The sequence below is a fragment of the Streptomyces sp. NBC_01017 genome (assembly GCF_045162795.1).
Classification (GTDB): domain Bacteria; phylum Actinomycetota; class Actinomycetes; order Streptomycetales; family Streptomycetaceae; genus Streptomyces; species Streptomyces machairae.
This window is the reverse complement of record NZ_CP108683.1, coordinates 3309142-3324024: the sequence shown is the minus strand read 5'-3', so window position 1 is coordinate 3324024 and position 14883 is coordinate 3309142. Positions and strand designations below refer to the sequence as shown.

The 14883-nt window shown below is 71.0% G+C and carries 11 protein-coding genes; 8 read left to right on the top strand and 3 right to left on the bottom strand.

The window, feature by feature from the left end:
• Positions 1–96: 96 nt before the first annotated feature.
• Entirely contained in the window at positions 97–756 is a 660-nt protein-coding gene (locus OG331_RS15180; RefSeq protein ID WP_328878692.1) for a histidine phosphatase family protein, read from the top strand.
• A gap of 12 nt (positions 757–768) precedes the next feature.
• Positions 769–1674, top strand: coding sequence for an ADP-ribosylglycohydrolase family protein (locus OG331_RS15175; RefSeq protein ID WP_406196260.1), 906 nt, complete (start codon positions 769–771; stop codon positions 1672–1674).
• A gap of 380 nt (positions 1675–2054) precedes the next feature.
• Here OG331_RS15175 and OG331_RS15170 read toward each other — a convergent pair whose 3' ends face one another.
• Positions 2055–3602: an MFS transporter gene (locus OG331_RS15170; protein WP_406196257.1), complete on the bottom strand. Its 1548-nt coding sequence runs from the start codon at positions 3600–3602 to the stop codon at positions 2055–2057.
• Between the two features lie 187 nt (positions 3603–3789).
• Here OG331_RS15170 and OG331_RS15165 point away from each other — a divergent pair, with 187 nt between their 5' ends.
• The 3 genes from OG331_RS15165 to OG331_RS15155 all read left to right on the top strand — a co-directional run bounded on the left by OG331_RS15165 (position 3790) and on the right by OG331_RS15155 (position 5907).
• Positions 3790–4413 carry a TetR/AcrR family transcriptional regulator gene (locus OG331_RS15165; RefSeq protein ID WP_406196254.1) on the top strand — a complete coding sequence of 208 codons (624 nt, stop codon included), beginning with the start codon at positions 3790–3792 and terminating at the stop codon, positions 4411–4413.
• Between the two features lie 82 nt (positions 4414–4495).
• Positions 4496–5197, top strand: a complete 702-nt coding sequence (locus tag OG331_RS15160; RefSeq protein ID WP_406196251.1) for a ribonuclease HII — start codon at positions 4496–4498, stop codon at positions 5195–5197.
• A gap of 68 nt (positions 5198–5265) precedes the next feature.
• Positions 5266–5907 carry a hypothetical protein gene (locus OG331_RS15155; protein ID WP_406196249.1) on the top strand — a complete coding sequence of 214 codons (642 nt, stop codon included), beginning with the start codon at positions 5266–5268 and terminating at the stop codon, positions 5905–5907.
• A gap of 443 nt (positions 5908–6350) precedes the next feature.
• On the opposite strand, the gene OG331_RS15150 is transcribed toward OG331_RS15155, so the two are convergent.
• Positions 6351–6986, bottom strand: coding sequence for a hypothetical protein (locus OG331_RS15150; RefSeq protein WP_406196246.1), 636 nt, complete (start codon positions 6984–6986; stop codon positions 6351–6353).
• A gap of 335 nt (positions 6987–7321) precedes the next feature.
• Here OG331_RS15150 and OG331_RS15145 point away from each other — a divergent pair, with 335 nt between their 5' ends.
• Positions 7322–9481 (top strand): RecQ family ATP-dependent DNA helicase, encoded by a 2160-nt coding sequence (locus OG331_RS15145; RefSeq protein WP_406196244.1) that lies wholly within the window; start codon positions 7322–7324, stop codon positions 9479–9481.
• A 211-nt stretch (positions 9482–9692) separates the two neighbouring features.
• Here OG331_RS15145 and OG331_RS15140 read toward each other — a convergent pair whose 3' ends face one another.
• Positions 9693–9875, bottom strand: coding sequence for a hypothetical protein (locus OG331_RS15140; protein WP_406196242.1), 183 nt, complete (start codon positions 9873–9875; stop codon positions 9693–9695).
• A 397-nt stretch (positions 9876–10272) separates the two neighbouring features.
• On the opposite strand from OG331_RS15140, the gene OG331_RS15135 reads away from it, so the two are divergent.
• Positions 10273–11859 (top strand): DUF4192 domain-containing protein, encoded by a 1587-nt coding sequence (locus OG331_RS15135; RefSeq protein WP_406196239.1) that lies wholly within the window; start codon positions 10273–10275, stop codon positions 11857–11859.
• Positions 11860–12953: 1094 nt separating this feature from the next.
• Positions 12954–14843, top strand: a complete 1890-nt coding sequence (locus tag OG331_RS15130) for a glycogen debranching N-terminal domain-containing protein (RefSeq protein WP_406196236.1) — start codon at positions 12954–12956, stop codon at positions 14841–14843.
• Positions 14844–14883: the final 40 nt, after the last annotated feature.

The following is a 14883-nucleotide window of genomic DNA, read 5'->3' as shown; positions in this document are numbered from 1 at the left end:
TCACGGTGTGGCCGTCGGCGCAGGAAATGTGTGACCTACGCCTTATGAGGCCCGCCCGAGTCCACGATCGGCCCTCAACCGATCTAGGGTTTCGGCATGGCACGACCACGGCGCATCGTCCTTGTCCGGCACGGCGAGTCAACGGGCAATGTTGATGACACCGTGTACGAGCGTGAGCCCGACCATGCTCTGGCCCTGACCGAGCGCGGCTGGCGCCAGGCCGAGGAGACGGGCAAACGGCTGCGGGAGGTGTTCGGCCGTGAGCGGGTCAGCGTCTACGTCTCGCCCTACCGCCGCACGCACGAAACGCTGCGCGCCTTCCACCTGGATCCCGAGGTGATACGCGTGCGCGAGGAGCCCCGGCTGCGTGAGCAGGACTGGGGAAACTGGCAGGACTGCGACGACGTACGCCTCCAGAAGTCCTACCGGGACGCCTACGGCCACTTCTTCTACCGCTTCGCCCAGGGGGAGTCCGGCGCCGACGTGTACGACCGGGTCGGCGGATTCCTGGAGAGCCTGTTCCGCAGTTTCGAGGCGCCCGACCATCCACCGAACGTACTGCTGGTGACCCACGGGCTGGCGATGCGCTTGTTCTGCATGCGCTGGTTCCACTGGACGGTCGCGGAATTCGAGTCGCTGTCCAACCCGGGGAACGCGGAGATGCGGATGCTCGTTCTCGGGGACGACGGCAAGTACACGCTTGACCGGCCTTTCGAACGCTGGCGAGATCCGGAACCGTACGGGATCACCGGATAGAGTGGCAGAGCGATGACCGCTGATTCCTCCCCCGAAGGGCGCCTGGACCGCGCCCTCGCCAGCCTGCGCGGACTCGCGGTGGGAGACGCGCTGGGCTCGCAGTTCTTCGTTCCGGTGAACTACCCGCTGCTGAAGCGCCGTGAGCTGCCGTCCGGCCCCTGGCAGTGGACCGACGACACGGAGATGGCCTGCTCCGTGGTCGCAGTCCTGTCCGCCCACCACCGCATCGACCAGGACGCTCTGGCCCGGTCCTTCGCCGAGCACCATGACTTCGACCGGGGCTACGGCCCCGCGGTCAACCGACTGCTGCGCCTGGTCCGGGAGGGCGGTGACTGGCGCGAGCTGTCGGCCGCGCTCTTCAACGGGCAGGGTTCCTGGGGCAACGGCGCCGCGATGCGGATCGCACCGCTGGGTGCCTGGTACGCGGATGACCCGGAGCAGGCGACACACCAGGCCGAGATCTCGGCCTACCCCACGCACCAGCACCGCGAGGCCGTCGTCGGCGCCATGGCAGTTGCCGCGGCTGCCGCACTGGCCGCCGCTCCCGGCGGCCCGCCCAGCCCCGAATCGCTCCTCGATGACGTCATCGCTCTCATCCCGAAGAGCGCGGTCGGAGCAGGCCTACGGCGGGCGCGGGACATGCTCGACTACGCCGACGCGGCCACCGTCGCGGCTGTACTGGGCTGCGGACGACGTACGACGGCCCACGACACTGTGCCCTTCGCCCTCTGGTCGGCCGCGCGTGCCCTCGGCGATTATGAGCGGGCCTTCTGGACGACCGCGCAGGTCGGCGGCGACGTGGACACCACGTGCGCGATCGTGGGCGGTGTGATCGGTTCCGGGAAGGCTGGGGCGGTGCCTGCCGAGTGGGCGGAGCGGACCGAGGCACTCCCGGATTGGGCGCCGACGGCGGCTTAGCCCCGTTCAGCTGCCCTGGTAGGAACCTTGCTGGTCACGGTCGCGGACTTTCAATGACTTTCTGTGCTTGACGGGAACTCTGCGTGACCATCGGTCCGTTGTCGTGGCAGTTGATGTGCGACCGCTGGGGTCGGACACGCAGGTGTCACGCGAGGGGCGCAGGGGGTGGAGCGATGGGGTTCATGTCGGTGTTGGGCATGCTGTTCGTCTCGGTGGCTGCCGCGTGGGGCGGGCTTCGACCCTCCCGCCCCAGCGGCGCCGGCCGGACGCGGGGCGCCGTGAGGGTGGTGCGGATGGCCGGCTGGTCGTCCTTGCCGTTGGTCCCCCGGACCTTGTCCGGCCATCCGCGGCCCTTCGAGGGCCCCGCCGGGCCAACCGGTTCAGCCGGCCATCGGACCCGCCGTCCCCGCGAGGGCGTCCAGGTCGCTCTTGCGGACCCGGATCACGAACCAAGCGGTGGCCAGGGCGAGTACGGCCATCGCGGCGGCGGCCACGAAGCCCGTCGAGATGCCCTGGGCGAGCACTTCGTGTCCCCACGGTCCGGGCAACTGCTGCGTCTTGGCGAACTCCGCCTTCTGCTCGGCCGATCCCTCCGCCAGGAACTTCGGCAGCTGCTGCTCCGCCTCGTCCTTGCTGGCCGATCCGAACACCGTCGTCAGGATGGACAGACCGAGCGAACCGCCCACCTGCTGAGTGGCGTTGAGGAGCCCGGACGCGGCGCCGGCCTCATGCTGGGCGACACCGGAGACCGCGGTGACCGTCAGGGTCACGAAGTTCAGGCCCATGCCGAAGCCGAACAGCAGCATCGGGCCGAGGACTCCGCCGACGTACGAGCTGTCGGCGCTGAGGAGCGTCTGCCAGGCCAGCCCGGTCGCCGTGAGCGCCGAGCCCACGAGCATGAACGGCTTCGGGCCGAGCACCGGCAGGAAGCGCTGCGAGAGGCCCGCGCCGACGGCGATCACGACCGTCACCGGCAGGAAGGCGAGTCCGGCCTCGATCGGGCTGTATTGCAGCACGTTCTGCACGAACAGCACGATGTAGAAGAACATGCCGAACATCGCCGCGGCCAGGCTGAGCATGATCACGTAAGTGCCCGAGCGGTTGCGATCGGCGAACATCCTGAGCGGGGTGATCGGCTCCTTGGCCCGCGACTCGATGAAGGCGAAGGCCACCAGCAGGACCACCGCGGCGACGAAGGACCCGATGGTCAGGCTGTCCCGCCAGCCTTCGTCCGCCGCGCGGATGAAGCCGTACACCAGGGAGGCCATGCCCGCGGTCGAGGTCAGTGCACCCGCGATGTCGAAGCGTCCGGTGTGCCGCTGGGACTCGCTGATGTACAGCGGCGTGAGCACCGCGATCAGGACGCCTATCGGCACGTTGACGAAGAGCACCCAGCGCCAGTCGAGCCATTCGGTGAGCATGCCGCCGGCGAGCAGTCCGATGGCGCCACCGCCTGCGGAGACGGCGGCGAAGACGCCGAACGCCCGGTTGCGCTCCGGGCCTTCGGGGAACGTCGTGGTGATGAGCGCCAGCGAGGTTGGCGACGCGATCGCGCCCCCCACGCCCTGGAGCACGCGGGCGGCCAGCAACTGCCAGGGCTCCTGCGCGAATCCGCCGAGCAGCGAAGCGAAGGTGAACAGCAGGATGCCGGCCATGAAGACCCGGCGACGGCCCAGAATGTCACCCGCGCGACCGCCGAGAAGCAGCAGGCCACCGAAGGTGAGCGTGTAGGCGCTGACGACCCACGTGAGGTCGGTGGTGCTGAAGTTGAGGGCATTTTGAATGTGCGGCAGAGCGATGTTCACAATCGTCGCGTCGAGTACCACCATGAGTTGGCAGGCCGCGATGACGGTGAGCGCGATACCGGGATGCCCTTCCCGGCGGGCCGCACCTGGTTTCTGATCCTTGATCAACTGAGAGGTTGTCACTATGGGTCCCCCACAAGTGCCTTAGTGAACGCTCGCGTTCACTGTCGCGTCAACCGTAGTGAGTCCCCAGTAGTGAACGCAAGCGTTCACTTATGTTGTTGTCGCGCGGTCTGTCCCCCCGTAGTTGCCGCGCAGAGCTCCCGTATCCCCGAAATCCCCGCCTCGCTTGTTCGTTGGAGACGCTCAGATGGTTACCTCGCGCTGGACGGCCGCCTCCGCTCGGACGGCCTCTCCCCGCCGCCGTGGCGCCGCGCTCGAACGCGCGATCCTCGATGCCGCGCTGGAGCAGCTCAGTACGGTCGGTTGGAACGGCCTCACGATGGAGGGCGTCGCCGCCGGCGCCCAGACGGGGAAGGCCGCCGTCTATCGGCGCTGGCCCTCCAAGGAGGATCTCGTCGCCGATGCGCTGCGGGCCGGGCTGCCGAACTTCGCGTCGGCTCCCGACCTGGGGGGTGTGCGCGAAGATCTGCTCGAGCTGTGTCGGCAGGCGCGGGACGCGATGTTCTCCCGGCCTGGTTTCGCGCTGCGGTCAGTGATTCACGAATGCGACAGCCTTCAGGCCGAGCGCTTTCATGGTGTGATCTTCGAGGGTGTCGTGGAGCCGACGATCGCCTTGCTCCGAGAGGTCATCAACCGTGGCATTGAGCGGGGGGAGGTGCGGGCCGACGCGGCGAACGGCTACGTCTTCGACGCCATTCCGGCCATGATGATGTACCGGTCAAAGATGTGCACGAGCGAATGGAATGATCGAGATCTCGAGGAGATGGTCGATCAGTTGATGCTTCCGCTGCTCCGCCCGACCGCTCACTGAACCGTGGCTGGACCGGCCCGGAGGTGGCCTCGGTGAACCAGGGTGTCGAAGCTGGTTCCGGTCGGCGTACGCTAAGGGCGCCATGCCGTACGAACCGCCTACTCACACCGTCGAGCGCTCCCTCCGAGCCACGACCGGAGCGAAGATCATTGCCGGTGTCGACGAGGTGGGGCGCGGTGCGTGGGCCGGCCCTGTCAGCGTCTGCGCCGCGATCACCGGACTGCGCCGACCCCCCGAAGGCCTCACCGACTCCAAGCTGCTCACCGTCAAGCGGCGCACCGAGCTCGCCGTCCTGCTGCGGACGTGGGTGACCTCGTACGCCCTGGGACACGCCTCTCCGGAGGAGATTGACGCCCTGGGGATGACTGCCGCGTTGCGGCTCGCCGCGGTGCGTGCCCTGGAGGCCCTGCCGGTCCGGCCCGACGCGGTGATCCTCGACGGGAAGCATGACTATCTCGGGAACCCCTGGAGGGTCCGGACGGTCATCAAGGGTGACCAGTCATGTGTGGCGGTCGCGGCGGCCTCGGTGATCGCCAAGGTGCAGCGCGACAAAATGATGGCCGAACTGGGTATCGACCATGCAGACTTCGGTTTTGCGGACAACGCCGGGTACCCGTCGCCCGTGCACAAGGCCGCACTGGCGGAGCGGGGGCCCACCCCGTACCACCGGTTGTCGTGGGCGTATCTTGATGCGCTGCCCCAGTGGCGGCACCTCAAGAAGGTCCGCAGCTGGGTGGAAGGAAGCGTTCCGGAGATCGAGGGGCAGCTCGGCTTCGACTTCTGACGATTCCGCTCGCACTTGTGTGCCACCCGGCCATGCGAGCCGCACCAGCGTTTGATAAAAATCAGCTCATGCCTCTCATTCCCGAGGAGCCTCAGATTCACGAGAGTGCCCAGGGTCCCCGCGCCACGCCGGCCAGCGGCCGCACCGCGCCGACCCCTCGTCCCGTACCCGGCCCCCGCCCCGCGGCTCCGTCGCGTCCCGGCCGACCCGGGCCTGTGCGGCCCGCGCCGCCGGTGCAACGTTCGCCGCGTGACGTGGCCGTGGCCAAGCCCGGACCGTCGGGTCCGGCTGCTCCCGCCGCCTCCGCTCCGGCCGCGGCGACCCCGCAGATCCAGCTGATCCCGGCCTCGCTCGAGGGCGCGCTCGACGCTGCCGAGGAAGCCGTCGACCTGCTCCTGGAGTCGGGCCGCGCCCCCAGCGACGTGCTGGTGATCACCACCGGCGAACAGCACCCGTGGGCCGCCCACGAGCTGTCCTTCGGTGAAGCGTCCTACTGGGCGCAGCATGACGCCGGTGACGACGTCTTCTACGCCGATGCCTCCGTCGCGGGTCGTGCCGCGTCGCGTCCCGTGGTCGTGGTGGCCGTCAACGGCGGTCCCGAGACCGCTGCCGCCAACGCCCTGCCTCTGGCCCTCGGCCGGGCCGGCGCCCTGCTGATCGTCTGCGGTGACCCGCAGCGGATCAACTCCGTGCTGGGCGTGGGCGTCTGAGTCGTTCCGGCTCGTCCTGGGGGACACTCCGCAGGACACCGGGGGGATGGGGCGTCGATCTGGCGGCGTCTGCACGGCGGGCATTCCGGCGTGCACGGATGACCGGAAGGGCGCGCTGGGTGCAGGCCTGTCGGGTCGGGACCGGGACGTGAGTCCACGCCGTACCGATGAGTCGGCGTGGAGCGTCTCGCCGCGAGGGTCGGCCGAGCGCCGGGCGCATGTTGCTGCCGGGGAGCCAGTGCGGGAAAGCCCTGACTGGTTCACGGCGTGAGCTGAGCGGGCTTTCGTTCGACGGCTACTCGCTGGCTGCTCGGTGGCGCTCGCAGCGGCTTGGCGGTCCGCACCGGGTCGTCGTGTCCCTTGGCCGTCGTACCTGATGCGTCCTGTCGCGTGGCAGCCTGCGGCTCGACAGTGTCGTCAGCCGAGGACTCCTGTCGCTGTCCTCAGCGAGCCGCTGCGCGCCGTAGGACCTCCGAGGCCGCGCCGCCGGTGCGTGGCAGCGGGAGCGGTGACTCGGACGTGGCGAAGGGCTCCGGCGCCGAGTCCGTGCTGGGGCGGCGGCCGCCACGGCCCTCGCCGAGGACCTGCCAGCCGTCACGGGTCAGCGTGATGTACGCGCCGCATCGCAGGCCGTGCAGGGTGCAGGCGTCACGCAGGCCCCACATCCATGCGCCGTCCTCCTCCGTCCAGCGAGCGTCGCCGTCGCGGCAGTAGAGCAGGACGGCGGTCCGCGCGGGGGTGCGGCGCCTCAGGTCGTGCGGGATGACACGGCGGAGCTGCGCGAGCAGCGCGTTGCGGAACATCCAGCCGTCCGCCGGGGAAGGGCGGCGCGTGAACGAGGCACTCGCCCGTACGCGCTCGTCTACGTCGAGGACGGCCACGATCGCGGTAGTCGGCCCTGGGCGGTGCCGGGAGTGCAGTCCACTGACGACCTCGCGGGGACTACGCAGCAGCGGGATGCCCGCGGCGGCCCACTCCGCTGGTTCGAGCATGCGGGCCAGAGGGTTGGCGGATGCGGCGGACAGGTCGGCTGACGTCGACACGGATGCCGCAGAGGACGGAGCGAATCCGAAGGTCACGGTCCTCCCTTCGGCTACGCGCCCACACTGCGGGCGAGGTCGGAATCGGGGAGCGCACACCGCAGCAGAGCCCTACCGGATCACGGACGAGCCGTGCGGGGAGCGGACTTCAATTCTTCCTGTCGAACCTGAATGCGGCAACGAGCAATTGGGGCCACCGACCGTTATCTGGTGGTGCGAGGGTTATATCCCTACCCAGTGCGTCACTGGGCGACGCATGGGGCGACCTGCACCACCAGGTCATTGATGCTCGCCGCACTCCGTCCACGGTCCGTGAGCGCCTGTTGCGCCGGGTGAGGTGGCTGATTGTCAGTGGCATCGGGTTGCATGGAGACATGGACGATCTGGAGCTCCGTACCGAAGCCGATGCCATCCTCGCCGAGCTCGTCGGCGACCCGGGCGGTTCGGCCCGGCTGCGGGAGGACCAGTGGCAGGCGGTGGCGGCCCTGGTGGAGGACCGCCGACGTGCCCTGGTGGTGCAGCGCACGGGCTGGGGCAAGTCGGCGGTGTACTTCGTCGCCACCGCTCTGCTGCGCCGACGTGGTGCCGGCCCGACCGTGATCGTCTCGCCCCTGCTCGCGTTGATGCGCAACCAGGTCGAGTCGGCGGCGCGAGCCGGTATCCAGGCCCGGACGATCAACTCCGCCAATCCCGAGGAATGGGACACCATCTACGAGGAGGTCGAGCGCGGTGAGACCGACGTACTCCTCGTGAGCCCGGAGCGCCTCAATTCCGTGGACTTCCGTGAGCAGTTGCTGCCCAAGCTCGCTGCCACGACCGGCCTGCTGGTGGTCGACGAGGCGCACTGCATCTCCGACTGGGGCCACGACTTCCGGCCCGACTACCGCCGGCTCCGGGCGATGCTCGCCGCGCTCGCCCCCGGGGTTCCGGTGCTGGCGACGACGGCGACTGCCAATGCCCGCGTGACCGCGGACGTCGCCGAGCAGCTGGGTACCGGCGTTGGTGAGGCCCTGGTGCTGCGCGGCTCGCTGGAGAGGGAGAGCCTGCGGCTGGGTGTGGTGCAGCTGCCGGACGCGGCCCACCGTCTGGCCTGGCTGGCCGAGCACCTGGACGAGCTGCAGGGTTCCGGGATCATTTACGTGCTCACGGTGGCCGCGGCCGAGGAGGCCACCGCGTTCCTGCGGCAGCGCGGCTTCCAGGTGTCCTCTTACACGGGGCGCACGGAGAACGCGGACCGGCTGCAGGCCGAGTCCGACCTGCTGGCGAACCGGGTCAAGGCGCTGGTCGCGACGTCGGCGCTGGGCATGGGGTTCGACAAGCCGGATCTGGGCTTCGTGGTTCACCTCGGCTCGCCTTCCTCGCCGATCGCCTACTACCAGCAGGTCGGCCGCGCCGGCCGCGGCGTCGAACACGCGGACGTGCTGCTGTTGCCCGGCAAGGAGGACGAGGCCATCTGGCGCTACTTCGCCGATACGGCCTTCCCGCCCGAGGCGCAGGTCCGCCAGACCCTCTCGGCACTTGCGGAGGCGGGACGCCCGCTGTCGGTACCGGCCCTGGAGGCGGCGGTGGATCTTCGGCGTACCCGGCTGGAGACCATGCTCAAGGTCCTCGACGTGGACGGGGCGGTCAAGCGGGTCAAGGGCGGCTGGATCTCCACCGGTGAGCGATGGGTGTATGACGCCGAGCGGTACGCGTGGGTGGCACGGCAGCGAACGGCCGAGCAGCAGGCCATGCGCGAGTACGTGAACACGACGCAGTGCCGGATGGAGTTCCTGCGCCGGCAGCTGGACGACGAGGGGGCCATCCCGTGCGGCCGCTGCGACAACTGCGCGGGCACCTGGATCGCTTCGTCGGTCTCGGCCGAGGCTCTGACGGGTGCGGCGAAGGAGCTGGATCGCCCGGGGACGGAGGTCGAGCCGCGCCGGATGTGGCCGACAGGGATGCCCGCGCTGGGCATCGACCTCAAGGGCCGTATCCCGGCCAAGGAGCAGTGCTCCACCGGGCGGGCGCTGGGCCGGCTCTCGGACATCGGCTGGGGCAACCGCCTGCGGCCCCTGCTGGCCGAGAACGCGCCCGACGGTCCGGTTCCCGACGACGTCCTGCAGGCCGCGGTCGCGGTCCTCGCCGACTGGGCGCGCTCACCGGGTGGCTGGGCGCCGAACGTGCCGGACGCCTCTGCCCGGCCGGTGGGAGTCGTCGCCGTGCCGTCCCTGGCCCGGCCGCAACTGGTCGGTTCCCTCGCCCAGGGCATCGCGACCATCGGCCGCCTCCCGTATCTGGGAGACCTGACGTACACGGGGCCGGGTGGCGCGCATGCTGCTCGGCGCAGCAACTCCGCTCAACGCCTGCGGACGCTGGCCGACACGTTCACCGTCTCCGAGGAACTGGCCGCTGCCCTGGCAGGCTCGCCGGGCCCCGTCCTGCTCGTGGACGACTACACGGACTCGGGCTGGACCCTTGCCGTCGCCGCCCGTCTCCTGCGTCGGGCCGGCAGCGAAGTGGTTCTTCCTCTGGTCCTCGCTGCGGCGGGTTGAGCTGCCCTGGGGGTTGTGGTGGAGACAGACGGTGATGGGCGGCGCCGAGCGGCTCGGCCGTGGCAAGGGCTTTGCCGGCGCGCGCTGCCGGTGACGTTCGCCTGAGAGAAGCCGGTGACGGTCGCCTGACGGCGAGCGCGGGCCGCCGTGGTGGTCGGGGCTCGGTCAGGAGCCGGTGCGTGTGTGAAGCGTGGCGATTCGGTCCCGCAATTCAGGTGGCGTTGGAGTACATCGGCCAGTGCCCGCTGTGCGGAACCTGTGCCAACTGGCCATTCGCCGTGAGTTTCGGCAGGTAGGGCAGGGACGCCTGCTGCGCGCCGTACACGAACATGCGCGGAAAGGGCAGCGAGAGGAACTCGGGCAGCACGTCGCCGTGGGCGGCCTGCTCGCCCATCGACTCGGAATCCCGCGTACCGCGGCGGGGCGCACCTTGTGCCGCAGCGAGGCTGCGTACAGGGCCCTCGCGTACTTGGGAGAGCGCAGGGCGCGCGCGACGAGACCTTCCAGGCGTCGCTCGTGGCCGTTCGCGGGATGCATGACGATCTGCGGGCTCAGAAAGCACTGCTCGGGCGCGAGGTTGCCCTCGACCAGGATCGAGATCTTCGTCTACACCCTGGTCTCGCATCCGGAGTGAACGGCGCCGCGCGTCCCGTGAATGACGCCGCGCACCAGTGAATGACGCCGCGCACCAGCGCACGGCATTGCGCACATCCGAGCGGATTGTCGTGTCCCTGGTCGGACTTATCCACAGGGTCAAGCGGAACATTGTGATCCGGGAGATCGTCTGTCGCATGACGAATCACAGCGAAGCGACTGGCTTTTCCGAGAACGACGACGCCGGGCGCGGCGAACAGCCCCTCGCCCCTGGGTCAACCGACCCCAACGGAGGGGGACTGCCCGAGCATCAGGTCACTCTGCGCACCCCGGCCGAACTCGCCGATGCGCTGCCGTATCTCCTTGGCTACCGCCCCGAGGACAGCATCGTCCTCGTCGCCCTGCACGACAGGGCAGGCCGGGGACGGTTCGGTGGCCGAGCGCGGCTCGGCATTCCCGCGAGTGCGGACGACTGGGACTCCGCGGCCGGGCAGTTGGCCCACGGCCTCGTGACGGGCAGTGAGCGCAGGGGAGTCCGGCCGGAGCAAATGGTGGCCTTCCTCTGCCAGGAACCGGCCAAGGGCGAGACGGGCCGCCAGGTCATGGAACGGCTGCGACCGCTGGCCCAGAAGATGCGTGTCGCCTGCGGCAATCTGGACGTGCCGGTGATCGAGGCCCTGTGCATCTCGGACGGCCGCTTCTGGTCGTACTGCTGCGACCGCGCCGAGTGCTGCCCGCCCGAGGGCCGTCCGATGGGCCTGCCCGGTACGTCCGTGCTGGCCGCCGCGGCCACGTACGCCGGAGTGCAGGTGCGCGGCACGCTGCGCGAGTTGCGGGCCAGGTTGCTGCCTTGGGAGACCGCGGGCGTCCCGGAGCAGGAGGCGGCCCTGGACAGGGTCGGCGTGGAACTGGTCACCAGGATCCTGGACGACACGAAACGCGCGGGCGTGGCAGAGGAGACGCTGGAGCTGGCGGAGCGGCTCAGGTGCCGGTTCGCCGAGGCTCCACCTGTGTCCGGAACCCTCACCTCGGATCTCCGTGATGACGGGCTGCTCGGTCACGACGAAGCCGCGAGGCTCGTTCTGGGTCTTCAGGACCGTGCGACCCGCGACCGCGCGGCCGAGTGGATGGAGGGCGACGATGCCGCTCCCGCGCTCCGACTCTGGCGGGCACTGGCCCGCCGCTGTGTCGGACCGTACAGCGAGCACGCGGCGGCGCCCCTCACCCTCGCCGGCTGGGTCGCCTGGTCCACCGGCGATGAGCTGGAGGCCCGAGAGGCCCTCGCCATGGCACTGGGTGTCGACCGCGACTACCTCTTCGCCCGTCTGCTGCATCAAGCCTGCAACGAGGGGCTGGACCCCGAGTCGATCCGCCGCTGCCTGCGCGCAGAACGCGTGAGCCGTGAGCAGGAGGACACGGGGCAGCTCGACCAGCCGGAGCACGTCGAAGAGCCGGTGCGGGGTGACGGGGCGGTGTGCTCGCCGAAGTCCGGGGAGGGTGGCGGTCGCCGATCTCGGCAGACGACGGGTGCTGCCGGCAGCCTGCCTCGGTCAGCCAGGGGCACCGGGCGGAACCCGGGGGAGCGGGGCGCGAGGGGGTCGCGTGTCGCGCGTCCTCGTGCGTCGGCGGGAAGCCGTCCCGGTGCCGTGCAGCCGGGCGGCACGGCACCGGGGAACTCGAAGGGTTCGGCTCCGCGTACGTCGAGGAAGGGCGCCGCTCGCCGGAGTGGACCCCGTCCGGACGGCCTGAGCCCTGGAGGAGCCGGCGGGGAGGGGGACGCGTGAGGCGTCGAGGGCGTAGCGCCGACCGAGATCGTGGAAGCGTTGGCAACTACTTGCGAGGCCGCTTGGGCGGGGGTGTGCGGAGCCTCAGCTGCGTGGGTGGGGATGCCGTGGAGGGGCTCAGCTGCGTGAGCGGGGACGCCGTGGAAGGGCTCAGCTGCGTGAGCGGAGACGCCGTGGAAGGGCTCAACGGCCCGGGCCGGAACGCGTGGAGGTCCCCAGCTGCGTCGGCCAGCCCGGCCAGCCGGCCAGCCCGGCCAGCCGGCCAGCCTGGCCAACGCGGAGACGCTCCAGCGGAGTTACCCGGTCACGGGCGTGACCTGGAGGGATCTGCCCCCGTTCACCTGAGTGGCGGAACGCCTGAACCGGCCGTGCCGCCGCACCGCCCCTGTCACTCCGGGTCCCCCAGCCGGCGCCGCACACGCCTGCGGCGCACAGAGCGCAGAGGAAGCCGCCCCATGCCACAGTCGACTCCGGTGCCGGCGCCTATCCCGGTGCCCCCGCCGACGCCGATGCCACCGTCGACTCCGGCCTCCAGGGCCGTTGACGATCGCCCGACCCCTGGCGGACTGGTGCCGTCCCAACGGCTGGGTACGGGGCGGCCTCCGGCCGGGGACGATTCGGTGCGGCGCACGCCCAGGAACCCGAGCGATACGCCTCGACGCGATGCCTCTCGGAGCGGCGAGTTAGGCGGTGCAACTCAAAGCGCCCATGGCGGCGACGCCTCTCGGACCGCGGAGCGCGGCAGCGCACCTCGGACCGCCGATTACGCCGACGCACCTCGGACCGCCGATTACGCCGACGCACCTCGGACCGCCGATTACGCCGATGCCCCTCGCAGCGCCGACTACGGCAACACCCCTCGACGCTCCGAGCCCTCCAACCGGCCGACGACCCAAACCCCCTCGCCCACGACGCCCACACACCAAAGCCCGGCATGGCCGCCAACTCCCGACCACGCACGGCGCGCGTCCCGGCCTCCAGGCATCCCCTCGTCGGCTCAGCCGCCAACGACACCAACCACACCAATCCCACGTCGGTCAGACCTGCCTCCCACCCACAACGCCCTCATCTGCGTAGCACTGCCTGGCCTCGCCATGTCGACGGATCAAGGGCAGTTGACGGGCCGAGGTCTCGACGGTTTCTACCGTGCAGGTCGTCGCATGCTCTCGCGCTGTCAGATCCGTGTGGCCGGGCGTGAGCCGCTCGCCGTACAGGCCCGGATGACCGGGGCCGACCGCGCCCGGTTCGTGGGCACACTGCGCAGTTCCCCGCAGGCGGGCCCCGACCCTGACGTCGTAGTCGAGCGAACCCGTCACGCGGACGGCACCGAGCGGATCACGCTGCACAGCGCGGCAGCCCGCCCCCTGCGTCTGCCGGTCGAGGTCGCCCTGGGCACGGACCTGGCCGACCTCGGTGCGATCGCGAGCGGCACGGCGGGACCGGAACTCCCCGCCACCGTCCACGACTGCGGCCTGCGCTGGTCGTCCGCCAAGGGGAGCTCGGCAGTGACGGCCGACCCCCCGCCCGCCGACGCGCTGGCCTCGGCCGGGCTGCTGCGCTGGGAGTTCGTACTGCCCCCGGGCGGCAGCGCGATCATCGAGCTCCGGGTGCGGCCGGACGGTGCCGGACCCGTGCGTGCCGTGGGCAGAGCAGCGACCAGTCCGCTGGCGCCGGCGCGTGCTGCAGGCGACGACCCCGCGGTGGAGGCGCTGCTGCGGACGAGCATTGAGGACCTCCAGGCCCTCCTGCTGCGCGACCCGGCCCACCCCTCCGACATCCACCTGGCCGCGGGGGCGCCGTGGCGCTGTGGCCTGGCCCCGGCCGAGGCCCTCGCAGCGGCCCGGATGACGCTGCCTCTGGGCGCCCGGCTCGCCGCAGGCACGCTGCGCACTCTCGCCCGTACCCAACTCCGGGGCCAGGGAGCGCAGTCCGGCATGATCCCCGCGCCGTTGAGGGACGCCGGCACCCATCTGCCACCCGGCTGCACAGGCACGGAGGCCACGCTGCTCTTCCCCGCACTGCTCGCGGAGGCCCGACGCTGGGGGCTGCCCGAGCCCGAGACCGAGGAACTCCTCCCGGCGGCCGAGCGGTGTCTGACCTGGCTGCGGAGCAGCGTGGGCGACGGCATGTATCTGCCCGACCCGCAGCCCGGCGGTCCCGTCCGCTGCGAGACCCAGGCCCACGCCCATCGTGCGGCACTGCTCGGTGCCGATCTGCTCGACGCCTTCGGCAGACCGGGCGGTGCCGAGCTGCGGCACTGGGCCGCGGCGCTGCGGCAGGCGTTCCGTGCGGACTTCTGGATCGACGACCTGGGCGGCGGCCGGCCCGCGGCAGCCCGGGCGCCGGACGGACGCCTCGTGCCGCATCTGGGCGCCGCCGCCGTCCATCTGCTCGACACCGGCCTGCTGGGCGGAGGTGAACAGGCGCCCGGCCTGCTCGACAGGGTGCAGACCGAGCAGCTCGCCCGGCTGCTAGGCGGTCCGGCCATGGACTCGGGCTGGGGCCTGCGCGGGCTGGGCGTGAAGGAGGCGGGACACAACCCGTTCGGTCACCGAAGTGGCGCGGTGCGGGTCCACGAGACGGCGCTCGCCGTCGCGGGCCTCGCCACGGCCGACTACGAGAAGGAGGCGAGCGCACTGCTGCGAGGCGTCCTGGCCGCCGCTGCCGTGTTCGGCCACAGGCTGCCCGACATGTACGCGGGGGAGCGGCGCACCGACGGGAGTGCACCCCTCCCGCATCCGGCGGCCTGCCGCCCTGCGGCCACGGCGGCGGCAGCCGGAGTGGTGCTGCTGACCACGCTCGCGGGCATCCGCCCGGATGCTCCGGCGGGGACGGTCACAGTGCGCCCCGTGCGCAGTGCGCCGCTGGGCGAGATCGTCCTGACCGGCCTCCGGGTCGCCGGGGCGCCGTTCTCCGTACGTGTCGGCCGCCTGGGTCTCGCCATGGTCGAGGAGGCCGCCGACGGGCTGCAACTGAGGGCCTGACCTCGCACGACGCCCGGCGGCACGACATGGGGAGGGGCGG